Raw genomic sequence first — 14,473 nt, 5'->3', positions numbered from 1 at the left:
GCGGCCGCCTTTCCGATCATCGGGTCAGCCGGGCAGCACGGCGCTGGTGGCCGACATCAGGTACTGGCTGTCCTCGGCCAGCCACACCGCCCGCAGCCTGCCGCCGAGGGCGGTCAGCGCGGGTTGCTGGGCGGTCCGGGAGGTGCGGGCCAGGCTGTGCCGCGGGGTCCAGGTCACGCCGTCGGTGGTGGCGGCGAGGTGCATGGTCCGGTCCGGGTCCAGGCCCTGCCAGGCGGCGTGGACCTTGCCCTGGGCCACGGTCAGCGCCACTCCGGTGCTGGTGCCGCCGTCGGAGACCCGGGCGGGTCCGCTCCAGGTGCGGCCGTCCTGGCTGGTCGCCAGCCGGATCTCCGGGCTGTCCGCGGCCTTCCAGGCCAGGTACAGCCTGCCGTTGGCGGCGGTCAGCGCGGCCCGGTGGCTGCTGAGCTGGTCGGGCAGGATCCGCTGCTTCGCCGTCCAGGTGACCAGGTCGGTGGTGCTGGACAGGGACAGGGCCTGGTCGAAGCCGCGGGTGAGTGCGTACAGGGTGCCGTTGTGCTCGGCCAGCACCGCCGGTTCCTTACCGTCGCCCAGCCCGGGGCTGACCGGGGCGGCGGTCCAGGTCTGGCCGTCCGGGCTGGTCGCCAGCCGGGGCGCGGACGGCCGCTGCGGGACGCCGAAGCGCCAGGACAGCACGAGTTTGCCCTGGAACACCGCGAGCGACTGGTGCGCGCCGACCTCGCCGCCCGAGCCCACCAGCACCTTCGGCGTCCAGCTTCGACCGTCCACAGTGGAGGACGCGTAGAGCTGGTTGTCCGCGCCCCGCCAGGCGATGTGCTGCCTGCCCTGGAAGGTGACCGTGGCCGCGCCGCCGTGCGGGGTGGCCGCGTCCTCGACCGAGACCGGCTGGGACCAGCGTGCCTGCGCCGGGGCGATCGGCGCGGGCAGGTCCAGTCGCGGGTTCAGCGTGCTGGCCGGGTGGGCCGCCTTGATCACCAGCCACAGCGAGCGGGCCAGTCGCTGCACCTCGGGCAGGGACTGGTCGGTGCCTTCCCAGCGCTGCTTGAACTGCTCGGCGTAGCGCCCGCCGAGCCGGTCCAGCCGCAGCTTCGCGCTGGCCGCCGTGCACACCGCGAACGGGTCCTGGCTGCTCAGGCCGGGCAGCCGCGGGCAGTCCGGGCTCTCGTGCTGGTCGGACTCCCACGGCGGCTTGCCCGCGGCCAGGTTGGCCGCCGCCTGGTCGTAGGTCCCGGCCAGCAGGTGACCGTCACCGCCGCCGCTGGTGTGCAGCGCGTGGCCGCCGTAGAGCAGGGCCCGCAGGTGGTCGTCGGTCTCCAGGGCCCTGGGGAAGCCCAGTTCGGTGTAGGCGCGCAGCAGGCTGACCGCCAGGTTGAGATCACGCGCCGCGTCGGTGTCCCTGATGTGCCTGGCGGTGATCGAGTAGTACTCGCGCTGGCGCTGTTTGAGGAACTCGGTCATGTGGCCGACCGCGGTCTGCTCGGCGATCTCGGGATCCACCCAGGTGGCGGTGCGGTCGAAGTTCTCCCGCAGCGTGCCCCACTCGTTGACCAGGACCTGCCGTGCGTCGGCCCGGTCCTGGCAGCCCCCGGTCACGCCGTTCTTGCTGCCGTGGCAGGTCTGCACCACCATCCGCTTGGTGATCCCGGTCAGCCAGCGGCCGGCGAGGTTCTCCCCGCTCGGCCAGCGCAGGTTCTGCTGGAACTGCACCCGCAGGTCGGCCCACTTGTAGTGGATCTCGCAGCCGCGTTCGCCGGGCCGCTCGCACTCCTTGGGCACGATGCTGATCGTCTCGTTGACCCACTCCGGCGCGGTCCAGCAGGCCGCGTAGGCGGGCGGGTTGGGCAGCACGTTGCGGGCGAACATCTGCGCGGGCGGCAACGTCGAGCCGTCCACCTTGCCCGGCCGGGTCAGCGGCTGGGCGGGACCGGCGGTGCAGCGCGGGACCTCGTCCGGCCCGATCACCCCGGGCGCGTCGGCCACGTCCTGTTTCGGCCCGTGCCACAGGCTGTACCGGTCCCTGGTGACCTCGGTGGCCCGCTTGGCGGTCTCCTCGAAGAACCGGACCAGCTCGTTCCGGTAGTTGTTCAGCAGGCTGGTGAACAGCGTGTTGGTGGCGCCGCCGGGGCCGGGCTCGCTGAACCGCGCGGCGGCCTCGCGCAGCCGCAGGCCCTCCTCGACCACCGCGGCGGCCCGCTCCGGCACGATCTTCCTGGCGTGCTCCGGGTTCTGCGCGGCGAGCAGGGTGTAGGCGTTGGCGGCGACCTTCCACAGCGCCGGGTTGACCACCTCCTCCGGCACCGGGAAGGCGCCGTCGAGCCGGGCGCGGGCGTAGGCGGCCAGGTAGCGGACGGTGCCGGTGGTGCCGTGCGTGCTCAGGTTGGTGCGCGCGGTGGCCGGATCGGTGCCGTAGTTGCCTGCCGGCACCACGAACGGGGCCAGCGCGGCGGTCCGGTGCCCGGCCAGCTGGAAGACGTTCTCCGCCTGGTCATACATCGCGAAGGTGACCGGCTGACCCGGCCGGGTGCGCTTGTAGTCGATCACCAGGTTGGCGTTGTCCCAGGTCGGCTGGGCCAGCGTGTTGGCGATGCCCTCGGTGACCGCGTTGCCGATGGCCTGGGTGCGCACCTCCAGCTCGGTGAGGTGCTGGGCCACCTCGGCGACCCGGCCCTTGACCACCTCCACCGCGGCGTCGAGCTGCTGGAGCTGCTGGGAGATCCCGGTGTACATGTCGTCGAGCCGCCGGTCGATCCGGGCGAACTGCCTGGTCATGTCCTCGTGCAGCTTGGCGACCTGCTCGCGCAGTTTGCCGATCTCCTCCAAGATCAACTGCTCCACGGTCGGCCCGGCGCCGGCGAACAGCGAGGCGATGGTGCTGATCGCGCCGATCACGTTGCCGGTGAAGGCCACCGTGGCCATCGAGAACACGCTGTCGATCAGCTTGAACGCGGTGACCGCCTTGTTCACCGCGGTGGCGATCTGCAACGCACCGGCGGCGAGGGCCTTGATCTGCCGCGCGCCCTCCGGGTCGTCCCGGCCGACCAGCCAGGCGAGGCCGTCGATGGCGCCCTTGGCCCCGTTGAGGATGCCCTGGCGTTTCTTCTCCGCCGCCTCGGCCTCGGCCTTGCGCTTCTCCTCCGGCGTTTCCGGCTTGCCGGCCACCACGGTGATCGAGATCGCCACCATGCTGGTGAAACCGGCCTGGCGTTCGGTGCTGACCACCTGGACCTGGCTGGTGATCAACTGCCTGGTCAGCGTCCGGAACTGGACCGGGTTGGCCGCCGCGGCCAGCACCGGCGCCACGTCGAGCACCTGCTTGAGCCGGGGCAGCGCGCCGAGCTGGGTGTGGTTCATCGCCGCGCCGACGCCGATCAGCGCGCCGACCCCGGCGTCCCAGGCGCCCTTGAACGCGGCGTCCACCCTGGCGGTGCCGCCCAGCGCGGTCCAGACCGCGGCCTGGGCGTTGTCGAAGCCGGTGTTCCAGGCCAGGTGCGGCAGCGCGCCGCCGATCCGGTCGGCGATCCTGCCCGTGAGTGTTGGCGCGTCCCGGCCGACGAGCGCGGCGGTGAGCTGCTCGATCCGCGGGCCGGTGAGCAGCGCGCCGGGCGCGGACCGCAGCGCGTGCAGGCTGGCCCCGACCACCTCGTGGGTCTGCTGCGCCCACACCCGCTCGGGCACTGCGGTCTCGATGGCCTGCTGGGTGGCGGCCAGGTGCGCGGTCAGCGCGTTCTGGTCGGCCTGGGCGTTCGCGGCCCGCCAGTCGGCGAGTTCCGCGGTGGCCACCAGGTGCCGGGCGTAGTCGCGGTCGGCGTCGACGATGCGGAGGTAGCTGCCCAGCAGGGTGTTCGCCAGCCCGCCGAGATCGATCGGCACCGCGGCCGCGGCGGGTGGGGCGGTACCGGCGGCGCCTACTAGGAGGGCGCCGGTGAGCAGGGCGGTGGCGAGTCTGCGCCGCCACGGTCGAGCGCGCATGGGTTGTCCTCTCGGGTGGTCCACGACGCAGCCGAGTCTTGGCAGTCTGTGCGTGTTCCCGGGAGACCCGGACCGTATTCAACGTCCAGTGAATACGGCTCGCGTTACGTTGACCTGGCCGAACCTGCCGCGGCCTGCCGATCGGCGCCACCCGTCTCCTGGGTGGCGGCACCGGCCGGGGTGGTGCGGTGCGGCGCCCAGCGGGGCAGGGCGGCGGCCCGCGGGCCGACCAGGGAGTGCACCGAGTCGCGGTGACTGATCCGAACGCCCATCACGGTTCCCAACGCCGAGACGCGGGCTCCTGGACACCCCCAGGTGCTCCAGGAACCCGCGTCGAAAAGGGGGCCCTTCCGTCATCCTCTTGCCTGCCGAAGTCTTCCGGGCCGCGCGGCCGCGCATAACCAGGCCCGCCTTGAATCGCTATGGAGGTTTTCCGCCATAGCGGTGTGGTGTGACCTTCCTGTACGCGCGGGGGCGGCAGCCCGCAGAATGAGCGGGTGACGGGGAAGGACTGGCCCATTCGGCTGCTGGCTACCGCCGCCGGGCTGAGTCTGCTGATCACGATCCCGGTGACGCTGTTCCTGCTGCCCGCGCGACTGACCCTGTCCTGGGCGCTGACCGCGGTGCTGCCCTGCTACGCGGCCGGGCTGCTGGTCTGGCGGGCCGCCCCCAGCCACCCGGTCGGGCGAAGACTGATGGTGTTCGGTTCGCTGCTGGCGATCGGTCTGGCCACCAACTACCCGCTGCACTTCCTCACCACGCCGCAGGACTGGCAGCCAGCCGGCTTCTGGGTGTGGTTCGGCTCCACCGGCAACGAGACCCTCGAGTTCGTCTTCAACATCCTGATCATCTACCTGGTCGCGCTGCTGCCCGACGGCGGCTACCGGCACCGCTACGAGCGGATCCTGCTGCGCTCGCTGTGGTTCCTGCTACCCGCGCCGCTGATCGCCGCGCTGGCCGGGCTGCCGATCGAGATGATGTACCTGTGGTCGCAGAAGCCCTTCGCCTGGCTGCACGTGGGCGCCGGGATCATGCTGCTGATCCGCTGCCTGCTGGCCCGCCGGGACGGGCGGCCGCAGCCCTGGCTGACCTCGCTGGCCATCCTCACCATCGCGATCATGCTGGCCAGGGCGGTGCTGCTGCTCACCCGCGACTGGCGGGTCGACATCGACGAGGGCTGGTACTACGTCATCGGCCGGCTGATCGGCACCCTGCCGTACTCGCTGGTCCCGGTGATCGTGGTGGTCGCCGCGCTGCGCAGGCAACTGCTCGGCGTGGACATCGTGGTGCCGCGCTCGGTGGTCTACGGCCTGTTGTGGCTGGTCATCGGCTGCTGGTACCTGGGAACCGCGACCATGCTGGGCTGGACCGCGGGCCAGTACCTGCCGGTCGGGCTGGTCGCGCTGGTCACCGCCACCGCGATGCTGCTGTTCCAGCCGTTGCGCGCGCAGCTCAACCAGGCCGCCGCGCGCCGGGTGTACGGGCCGCGGCTGACCGGGTTCGAGCTGCTGGTGCAGTTCGGCACCACCCTGGAGCACGCCTACGACCTGCCCCGGCTGGCCCCACACCTGGCCAGCAGCCTGCAGAGCGGGCTGAACCTCAAATGGGCCAGGGTCGAACTCGGCGGCGCCGCCCATCCGTGCAGCCCGCCGGTGGTCAGCGTGGCCGGCACGGTCACCGAGGAGGCGGCCACCCGGTTCCCGTTGCGGCACGCCGAGGAACAGCTCGGGGTGATCGAGTACGGACCCAAGGTGGAGGGCCGGTTCACCCCGGAGGACCACGCGCTGGTGGAGAGCCTGGCCAGGCAGGCCGCACTGGCCGTGCACAACGCCAACCTGGCCAAGGCCCTTGGCGTGCAGGTCGAACAGGTGTCCCGGCAGGCCAGTGAGCTGGAGGCGTCCCGGACCCGGATCGTGCAGGCCCAGGACACCGAGCGGCGGCGGATCGAACGGCAGCTGCACGACGGCATCCAGCAGGAACTCGTCGCGCTGGTGGCCAAGCTGCGGCTGGCCCGCAACCAGTTCAACCGCGGTGGCGAGGCGGCCGGGAACACCCTCACCGAGGTGCAGGACGACGCCTACCGGGTCATCGACGAACTGCGCGAACTCGCCCACGGCATCCACCCGCCGGTGCTCACCGACCAGGGCCTGATCGCCGCGGTCACCTCACGGGCCCGGCGGCTGCCGATCCCGGTGACCGTGGACTGCCCGCCCGACCTGCGGGCCGCCCGCTTCGGCGTGGACGTGGAGGAATCGGCGTTCTTCCTCATCTCCGAGGCACTGACGAACGTGCTCAAGCACGCCGGGGCCGGCGCGGTGACCATCCACTTCGGACACCTCGACGGCGAACTGATCGTGGACGTGCGCGATGACGGCCGCGGTTTCCGGCACGGCGGCGGCGGACTCGGCCTGACCGGCATGCGCGACCGGGCCGAGGCGGTCGGCGGCGCGCTCACCATCGCCAGCACCCCCGGCGCGGGCACCACCATCACCGCCCGGCTACCCGCCGCGGCCCGCGAACCGTCCACTTCGGACCGTCCTATCGAGATCGTGGAGAACACCGCTGATGCCTGAGCCGCTGCGGATCGTCATCGCCGAGGACCACTACCTGGTGCGCGAGGGCACCCGGCGCCTGCTGGAGGACAGCGGCGAGGTGCGGGTGGTCGCGGCGGTGGGCACCGCGGAGGAACTCCTGGACGCGGTCCGCCGGTTCCGCCTGGACGCGGTGATCACCGACATCCGGATGCCGCCGGGCCACAACACCGAGGGCATCACCGCCGCGCACCACATCCGGGTGCACCACCAGGACATCGGCGTGGTGGTGCTCTCCCAGCACGCCAACGAGCAGTACGCCTTCGACCTGTTCCAGCACGGCACCGACGGCCTGGCCTACCTGCTCAAGGAACGCATCGGCGAGGTCGACGAACTGCTGCGCGCCCTGCACGAGGTCCGCGCCGGCCGCTCGGTGATCGACCCGCGGATCGTGGAGGTGCTGCTGGGCAGCCGGGCCAAGGCCGCCGACGCGCCACTGACCCGGCTCAGCCCGCGCGAGCTGGAAGTGTTGCGGCACATGGCCCAGGGCAAGACCAACCGGGCCATCGCGGAGTACCTGACGCTGTCGGAGTCCACCATCGAGAAACACGTCAACTCCACCTTCGCCAAACTCGGCCTGGCCGAGGAACCCCAGGTGCACCGCCGGGTCAGCGCGGTGCTGACCTACCTGCGGCACGCCTGAGTACGACCTTGGTCGTAGTCGGCCCCGGGAAGCCGCCGACCTGTGGCAGACGACGGTGAGCAGCCCGGATTCCTAACGTCAGGGCCATGATCCAGCTCGACCGACTGACCAAACGCCACGGCGGCACGACCGTCGTGCACGAGTTGTCCTGCACGGTGCTACCCGGCCGGGTCACCGGCTTCCTCGGCCCCAACGGCGCGGGCAAGTCCACCACCCTGCGCATGCTGCTCGGCCTGACCCGGCCCACCAGTGGCCGCGCCACCATCGGCGGCCGCCACTACCCCGACCTGCCGGACCCGCTGCGCCGGGTCGGCGCGCTCCTGGAAGCCACCCCGGTGCACCAGGAACGCACCGCCCGGCAACACCTGCGCGCCCTGGCGCACACCCACGGCCTGCCCGACTCCCGGGTCGGCCAGGTGCTCGCCCTGGCCGGGATCAGCGCCGCCGCCGACCGCCACGCCTGCCGGTTCTCCCTCGGCATGCGGCAACGACTGGGCATCGCGGCCGCGCTGCTCGGCGACCCCGCCGTGCTCGTCCTGGACGAGCCCACCAACGGCCTCGACCCCGACGGCGTGCACTGGCTGCGCCTGCTGCTGCACGAGCTGGCCGCCCAGGGCCGCACCGTGCTCGTCTCCAGCCACCTGCTCAGCGAGATGGCCCTGACCGCGCACCACCTGCTCATCCTCGGCCGCGGCCGCCTGCTCGCCGACGCCCCGCTCACCGACCTGCGCGCCGCCGACGGCTCACTGGAACCCGCCTACCTGGCGCTGACCAGGAACTCCGTCGAGTTCGGGGCGGTCAGGTGATCACCTTCCCCCGGGTGGTCCGCGCCGAGTGGACCAAACTCCTGTCCACCCGCACCGCCTGGCTGGTCCTGCTCGGCCTGCCCCTCGCCCTGACCCTGCTCTCCGGACTGATCGGCTGGCACAACCGGCACCGCCCGGCCACCCTCACCGAGGCCGTCGGCGGCGGATTCCTGGTCTACGCCTTGACCTTCGGCATCTTCGGCGTGCTCTTCATGGCCGGTGAGCACAGCTCCGGCCTGATCCGCACCACCCTGCTGGCCGTGCCGCGACGACTGCCGGTGCTGTGGGCCAAGGCTGTCGTCCTGTTCGCCGCGACCCTGCCGGTGCTGCTCGCCGGCTACCTCGGCGGTTTCCTGGCCCACCAGGCATTCGCGACCCGGCCACGCGGCCTCGGCGACCCCGGTGCGCTGCTCGCCGTCCTCGGCGCGGCCGAGGCCACCGCGCTCACCGCGATCTTCGGGCTGGCCGTGGGCACCCTGGTCCGCGGCCTGGCCGGGGCGATCGGCGTATTCGTGCTCGGCCTCGTACTCCTGCCGCAGGCCCTGCTCGGCTCGCTGCCCACCGACCTGCACGACCTCGTGCTGCCCTACCTGCCGACCTTCGCGCTACAGGCCATGTTCACCACCGGCTCCCCACTGCTGCTGACCCCGGGCCAGGGCACCGCGGTGGGACTGGGCTGGGCCATACTCCTACTCGGGTGCGCCGCCGCGATGCTGCGCCGCCGCGAGCTGTGACCGGGGGGCACACCATGGATCGACCACGATTCGCCGACGCCGGACTTGCCGTGCTCGCCGCCGCCCTGGTGCTGCCGGTGACCCTCGGCGGCGACGAGGCGCCCGGCGTCCTGGAGGACAGCACCGGCATCGCCGACGTGGGCTGGCTGTTCTTCCTCGCCGTGCACCTGCCCCTGGTGTGGCGACGGCGGGCGCCGCTGACCGTGTTCTGGGTGGTGGCCGCGTTCGCGATGCTCAGCACCCAGATCGGGTTCACCGGGGTGTTCCTGATCACCGCGCCCCTGTTCGCGCTGTACGCGGTCGCCCGGCACCGGTCACCGCACCACCTGTGGGCACCGGTCGTGGTGTTCGTGCTGGCGCTGGGCTGGACCTGGGTGTACAGCGGGCCGCCGGGAGAGGTGCTGATCGGCATCCTCTCCGTGCTCACCGCCACCGTGGTGCTCGGCCTCAGCCAGCGCCTGCACCAGGACTACCGGCGGCAGCAGCTCGAGCACCAGGCCCGCACCGCGGCCACCGCCGAACGCGTCCGCATCGCCAGGGAGGTGCACGACATCGTCGCGCACAACCTCGCCGTCATGGTCGCCCTCGCCGACGGCGCCGCCGCCGACCCGGCCAACGCCCCGGACCTGCTGGCCAAGACCTCGGCCACCGGCCGGGCCGCCCTCACCGACATGCGCCGCCTGGTCGGCCTGCTCCGCGAAGGCGAGCAACCCCTTGCCCCGCAACCGGGTCTGGCCGACCTGCCGGACCTCGTGGACCAGGTCCGGGCCGCCGGACTGCCGGTGGAATTCCACCAGGAAGGCTTGCCGGACAAGGATAATCCCGGCATTGGCCTGATCGTCTACCGGATCACCCAGGAAGCCCTGACCAACACCCTGCGGCACGCGGGCTCCGGCGTGCTCGCCCAGGTCCGGTTGCGCCACAGTGACTCCGAGGTCGACCTGGAGATCACCGACACCGGCAGCGGCCACCCCGGCGACGGTGGACACGGCCTGGCCGGGATCGCCGAACGCGCCGCCGCCTACGGTGGCACCGTCAGCGCCGGCCCCGTGGCAGGCGGCGGCTGGCGGGTGCACGCGCGCCTGCCCTGGGAGGTCTGATGGTCGGCGTGCTGCTGGTGGACGACCAACCGTTGCTGCGCCTGGGATTCCGCTCCGTGCTCAACCCCGAACCCGACCTCGAGGTGCTCGGCGAGGCGGGCGGCGGTGCGGAGGCGGTCACCATGACCAGGGCACTGCGCCCGGACGTGGTGCTGATGGACGTGCGCATGCCCGGCATGGACGGCATCGAGGCCACCCGCCGGATCATCGCCGACGGCTCCCCGGCCAAGGTGGTCGTGCTGACCACCTTCGACCTCGACGAGTACGTCTACGACGCGCTGCGCGCCGGGGCGTCGTGCCAAAAAAACAACCCCAGCCTGCTCAAGGACGCCGCCCCCGCCGAACTGCTGCACGGCATCCGGGTGGTCGCCGCCGGGGAGTCCGCGCTGGCCCCCGCGGTCACCCGGCGGCTGATCGCCCGCTTCGCCGAACAGGTGCCCGTGCCCGAACGACCCGACCCCCTGGCCGCGCTGCCCGATCCGCTCACCGGCCGCGAACACGAGGTGCTGCGCGCACTGGCCAAGGGACTGTCCAACCGGGAGATCGGCGCCCGGCTGCACCTGTCCGAGCTGACCATCAAGGTGCACGTGGGCCGCATCCTGACCAAACTCGGCCTGCGCGACCGGGCCCAGGTGATCGTCTTCGCCTACGAGCACGGCATCGTCCGCCCCGGCCGCGAATAGACGTGCCCACGCCCGATCCCCCGCCTACAGTCGCCACCGTGTCGAACCGCGAGCTGATCGTCCTGGGCACCGCCAGCCAGGTGCCCACCCGGGCCCGCAACCACAACGGCTACCTGCTGCGCTGGGACGACCAGGGCTTCCTGTTCGATCCCGGCGAGGGCACCCAGCGGCAGATGGTCCACAGTGGAGTCGCGGCCAGCACGATCACCCGGCTCTGCCTGACCCACTTCCACGGCGACCACTGCCTCGGCGTGCCCGGCATCGTGCAACGGCTGTCCCTGGACAAGGTCCCGCACCCGGTGCACGCGCACTACCCGGCCTCCGGCGCCGCCTACTTCCACCGGCTGCGCTACGCCGCCGCCTTCCACGAGACCGCCGAGCTGCGCGAGGAACCGATCACCGGCGACGGTGTGCTGGCCACCGGCGGCTTCGGCACCCTGGAAGCCCGCCGCCTGGCCCACCCGGTCGAGGCCTACGGCTACCGGCTGGTCGAACCCGACTCGCTGCGCATGCTCCCGGACAAACTCGCCGAAGCCGGGATCAGCGGCCTGCAAGTCCGCCAGCTCCGCCGGGACGGCCACCTCGACGTGGACGGCCGCCGGGTCGAGCTGGCCGAGGTCAGCGTGCCCAGACCAGGGCAGAAGTTCGCCTTCGTGATGGACACCGGGCTGTGCGAGAACGTGTTCACCCTGGCCAGGGACGCCGACCTGCTGGTCATCGAATCGACCTTCCTGGACACCGAGGCCGAACTCGCCGCCCAGGTCGGGCACCTCACCGCCGGGCAGGCCGGGCTCGTCGCCGCCGAATGCGGGGTGCGCAAACTGGTGCTCACCCACTTCTCCCAGCGCTATCCCGATCTTGAGCTGTTCCGGGCCGAGGCGGCCAAGCACTTCGACGGCGAACTCGTGGTCGCCGCCGATCTCGACCGGATCGCGGTTCCCCCGCGGCGGTAGCGCATGATTCGCTGATGCACGTGCAGGACGTTCTGGTGGTCGGCGGCGGTCCGGCGGGATTCGCGCTGGCCGGAGCCTGTGCCCGGCTCGGCCTGGCCACCACGGTGCTCGACCCCGCGCCCGGCAGGCCGTGGCGGCAGACCTACGCGGCCTGGACCGACGAGCTGCCCCTCGACCTGCCCGGCGCGGCCGTGCGCAGCTGCCCCGCGCGCACCGTGGCCATCGCCGAGACCAGGCACGAACTCAGCCGCCGGTACGCGCTGCTGGACAACACCGCGCTGCGCGAGTACCTCCAGCACCCGGCGCTGACCGTGCGCCAGGGCTCGGCCATCACCGTCGCGCACACCCACGACGGCAGCCTGGTCCAGCTCACTGACGGCGTCGCCCTGGCCGCCCGCCTCGTGGTGGACGCCACCGGCGACCGGCGCACCCTCTGCGGCGGACGGCCCCGCCGACCCGCCGCCGAACAGACCGCCTACGGCGTGCTGCTGCCCACCGAGGCGGTCACCGCACTCGTCCCGGCGGAGGAAGCGGTGTTCATGGACTGGCGGCACGCCAGCAACGGACCCACCGACTGGCCCACCTTCCTCTACGCCCAGCCACTCGGCGACGGCCGCACCCTGATCGAGGAGACCTCCCTCGCCCGGCGGCCGGGACTCGGCTACCCGGAACTCCGCCGCAAACTCGCCGACCGGCTCGGCCGCTACGGGATCTCCTTGTCCGGCAACGAAACCCAGGAACGCGTCCGGTTCAGAGTGGACGATCCACCGCCCAGCGTGCGCGGCCTGCTGCCCTTCGGCGCGGCCGCCGGACTGGTGCACCCGGCCACCGGGTTCAGCGTGGCCACCGCCCTCGCCCTGGCCCCCCGCGTCGCCGAGGCCGTGCACACCGCGCTGCCCGCCGGACCGCACGCCGCGGCCGCCGCCGGCTGGCGGGTGCTGTGGTCCCCCGCGGCCAAGGCGGTGCACGCGTTGCGCCGCAGCGGCTTGCGCGTGCTGCTCGCGCTGCCCGCGGCCGATCTGCCCCGGTTCTTCGAGTTGTTCTTCGCCATGCCCGAATCCGACCAGGCGCACTACCTCTCCGGCCGGGAGGACGTGCGCGGCACCGCGGCGGCCATGGCCGGGCTCTTCAAGCACGCACCGTGGGGAACGCGCACCCGGATGGCGTTTCTTGGGCGGTTGTGAGCGGCTCTGCTCAACCTATGAGACGAAGCGACACAGACTCTGTGAACTCCTGGTGAACGGCCTCCAAGTCTGGTGATTTTCCGGGCACGATCGGCACGTGCCCACGCTGCTGGACCAAGTGCATGTCGCCTTCCAGCCGCTGGTCAATACCAATACCGGCGGTGTGGTCGCGGTCGAGGCGCTCGCCCGGCCGCTACGGGGACACGTGCACGACCTGTTCCGCACGGCGGCCGAAGCCGGCCGCCTCACCGAACTCGACATCGAACTGGCCGTGCTCGCGGTGCAGTTCGCCTCCGAACACGAGACGCTGCTGCCGCTGCACCTCAACATCCTGGCCGACACCGTGGTCGAGGACCCGGCGGGCATGGAAGCGCTCTTCGGCGCGCTGCGCGCCACCGGCCGCCGCCCGCGCGAGGTCATCCTGGAGATCGGCGACCCGATCTCGCACCTGGACCAGGACCTGTTGCTGGAGCGGCTGCGGCGGCTGCGCACCATCGGCTTCCTGGTCGCCCTCGACGGCATCGGCGGCGGCGACATCCCTCTCACCTTCCTGCTCGACGTCGCACCCAACCTGGTCAAACTCGACCGCGCGGTACTGGCCGGCCTGCCGGAGGACAGCCGCAAACAGGCCCTGCTGGAAGGGCTGGCGCACACCTGCAAACAGGCGGGCGCCACCGTCATCGCGCAGGGCGTGGAGACCCGCGAGCAGCTGCAGGCGGTGCGCGCGGCCGGGATCCACCTGGTCCAGGGCGACCTGATCGCCCCGCCCAGCCGCCGCCCCAACACCAGGGTCACCCTCTCCGCCGCGCTCAACGAACTCTCCGACGTCGGCGCGGTGCAACTCCCGGTGGCCACGGCCGGTCCGCGGATCACCGAATACCTGTGCCCGGCCACCATGCTCGCCGAGGACGCCACCGCGGACGCGGCGCGCAAGATCTTCGCCGATCGCCCTGACATCACCAGCATCGTCCTGGTCGACACCGAAGAACGTCCACTGTGGACGATCGACCGGAACCGGTTCCTGCTCGCCGTCACCGGCCCCTACGGCCACGCCCTGCACGCCAAACGCCCGGCCTCCCGGCTGGCCGACGAACCGCGTGCGATGGGCACCAACGCCACCGCGATGGAGGCCCTCAACCTGATGTCCGGCGGCGCCTCGGACCGGATGTACGACGACCTGGTGGTCCTGGACGAGGCAGGCCGTTGCCTTGGCGTGGTGCGGCTCTCCGACCTGTTCCGCGGCATGGCCGAGATGAAGGTCGAACACGCCGCCGCGCTCAACCCGCTGACCCGGTTGCCCGGCAGCGACGCCATCGCCAGGGATCTGCGCCAGCGGATCAGCACCGGCCAGATCTTCGCGGTGAGCTGGCTGGACGTGGACAATTTCAAGTGGGTCAACGACAACGCGGGCTTCGCCGCGGGCGACGACCTGATCCGCCACCTCGGCCGCGGCCTCACCGACGTGGCCGCGAGCCTGCGCCATGCCTGCGTCGGCCACGTCGGCGGCGACGATTTCCTGGTCGTCTGCGAGCTGGACGACCTGGTGCGCCTGGCCGGTGCGGTACTGGACCCGGACCGGCGGGTCAACGGCCGCTCCATCACGGTGTCCATGGCCACCCTGGTGTGCGCGGCGGGCAGCGTGCTGGACCACCGGGAGACCTCCCGGCTACTGGCCCCGCTCAAGCAACAGGCCAAGTCCCTGCGCGGATCCAGCTGGGTACTCGGCCGCCCCGGCTCCACCCGCACCGACGTGCTGCGCGGCCAGCCCCCGGCCCCCGCCCCGACCATGCAACGCACCGGTTGACCCGAT

11 protein-coding genes are annotated in these 14,473 nt (G+C 72.1%); 9 read left to right on the top strand and 2 right to left on the bottom strand.

The window, feature by feature from the left end:
- Positions 1-24: 24 nt before the first annotated feature.
- Positions 25-3,969 (bottom strand): sialidase family protein, encoded by a 3,945-nt coding sequence (locus HNR67_RS19505; RefSeq protein WP_185003680.1) that lies wholly within the window; start codon positions 3,967-3,969, stop codon positions 25-27.
- A gap of 104 nt (positions 3,970-4,073) precedes the next feature.
- Positions 4,074-4,241 carry a hypothetical protein gene (locus tag HNR67_RS19500; protein WP_185003679.1) on the bottom strand — a complete coding sequence of 56 codons (168 nt, stop codon included), beginning with the start codon at positions 4,239-4,241 and terminating at the stop codon, positions 4,074-4,076.
- Positions 4,242-4,466: 225 nt separating this feature from the next.
- Here HNR67_RS19500 and HNR67_RS46280 point away from each other — a divergent pair, with 225 nt between their 5' ends.
- The 9 genes from HNR67_RS46280 (at position 4,467) to HNR67_RS19455 (ending at position 14,467) form a co-directional block, all read left to right on the top strand.
- Positions 4,467-6,542, top strand: a complete 2,076-nt coding sequence (locus HNR67_RS46280; protein WP_185003678.1) for a GAF domain-containing sensor histidine kinase — start codon at positions 4,467-4,469, stop codon at positions 6,540-6,542.
- Entirely contained in the window at positions 6,535-7,203 is a 669-nt protein-coding gene (locus HNR67_RS19490; RefSeq protein ID WP_185003677.1) for a response regulator, read from the top strand. Before HNR67_RS46280 ends, HNR67_RS19490 begins: the two co-directional genes overlap by 8 nt.
- A gap of 86 nt (positions 7,204-7,289) precedes the next feature.
- Positions 7,290-8,009, top strand: coding sequence for an ATP-binding cassette domain-containing protein (locus HNR67_RS19485; protein WP_185003676.1), 720 nt, complete (start codon positions 7,290-7,292; stop codon positions 8,007-8,009).
- Entirely contained in the window at positions 8,006-8,743 is a 738-nt protein-coding gene (locus HNR67_RS19480; RefSeq protein WP_185003675.1) for an ABC-2 transporter permease, read from the top strand. Before HNR67_RS19485 ends, HNR67_RS19480 begins: the two co-directional genes overlap by 4 nt.
- A 14-nt stretch (positions 8,744-8,757) precedes the next feature.
- A complete protein-coding gene (locus HNR67_RS19475) occupies positions 8,758-9,843 on the top strand; it encodes a sensor histidine kinase (RefSeq protein WP_185003674.1) in 1,086 nt (361 codons plus the stop codon).
- Entirely contained in the window at positions 9,843-10,526 is a 684-nt protein-coding gene (locus tag HNR67_RS19470) for a response regulator (RefSeq protein ID WP_221489970.1), read from the top strand. Before HNR67_RS19475 ends, HNR67_RS19470 begins: the two co-directional genes overlap by 1 nt.
- A 38-nt stretch (positions 10,527-10,564) precedes the next feature.
- Entirely contained in the window at positions 10,565-11,479 is a 915-nt protein-coding gene (locus HNR67_RS19465; RefSeq protein WP_185003673.1) for a ribonuclease Z, read from the top strand.
- 14 nt (positions 11,480-11,493) lie between these two features.
- On the top strand, positions 11,494-12,663 hold the full coding sequence (locus HNR67_RS19460; protein WP_221489969.1) for a lycopene cyclase family protein: 1,170 nt from the start codon (positions 11,494-11,496) through the stop codon (positions 12,661-12,663).
- Positions 12,664-12,760: 97 nt separating this feature from the next.
- Positions 12,761-14,467, top strand: a complete 1,707-nt coding sequence (locus HNR67_RS19455) for a GGDEF domain-containing protein (protein ID WP_185003672.1) — start codon at positions 12,761-12,763, stop codon at positions 14,465-14,467.
- Positions 14,468-14,473: the final 6 nt, after the last annotated feature.

The organism is Crossiella cryophila (assembly GCF_014204915.1).
In the GTDB taxonomy this organism is placed as follows: Bacteria; Actinomycetota; Actinomycetes; order Mycobacteriales; family Pseudonocardiaceae; genus Crossiella; species Crossiella cryophila.
This window is presented reverse-complemented; position numbering and strand designations above follow the sequence as displayed.

Coding starts and splice junctions, on each gene's coding strand:
- HNR67_RS19505 (WP_185003680.1), bottom strand. CDS start 3,969: ATGCGCGCTCGACCGTGGCGGCGCAGACTCGCCACCGCCCTGCTCACC.
- HNR67_RS19500 (WP_185003679.1), bottom strand. CDS start 4,241: ATGGGCGTTCGGATCAGTCACCGCGACTCGGTGCACTCCCTGGTCGGC.
- HNR67_RS19490 (WP_185003677.1), top strand. CDS start 6,535: ATGCCTGAGCCGCTGCGGATCGTCATCGCCGAGGACCACTACCTGGTG.
- HNR67_RS19485 (WP_185003676.1), top strand. CDS start 7,290: ATGATCCAGCTCGACCGACTGACCAAACGCCACGGCGGCACGACCGTC.
- HNR67_RS19475 (WP_185003674.1), top strand. CDS start 8,758: ATGGATCGACCACGATTCGCCGACGCCGGACTTGCCGTGCTCGCCGCC.
- HNR67_RS19470 (WP_221489970.1), top strand. CDS start 9,843: ATGGTCGGCGTGCTGCTGGTGGACGACCAACCGTTGCTGCGCCTGGGA.
- HNR67_RS19460 (WP_221489969.1), top strand. CDS start 11,494: ATGCACGTGCAGGACGTTCTGGTGGTCGGCGGCGGTCCGGCGGGATTC.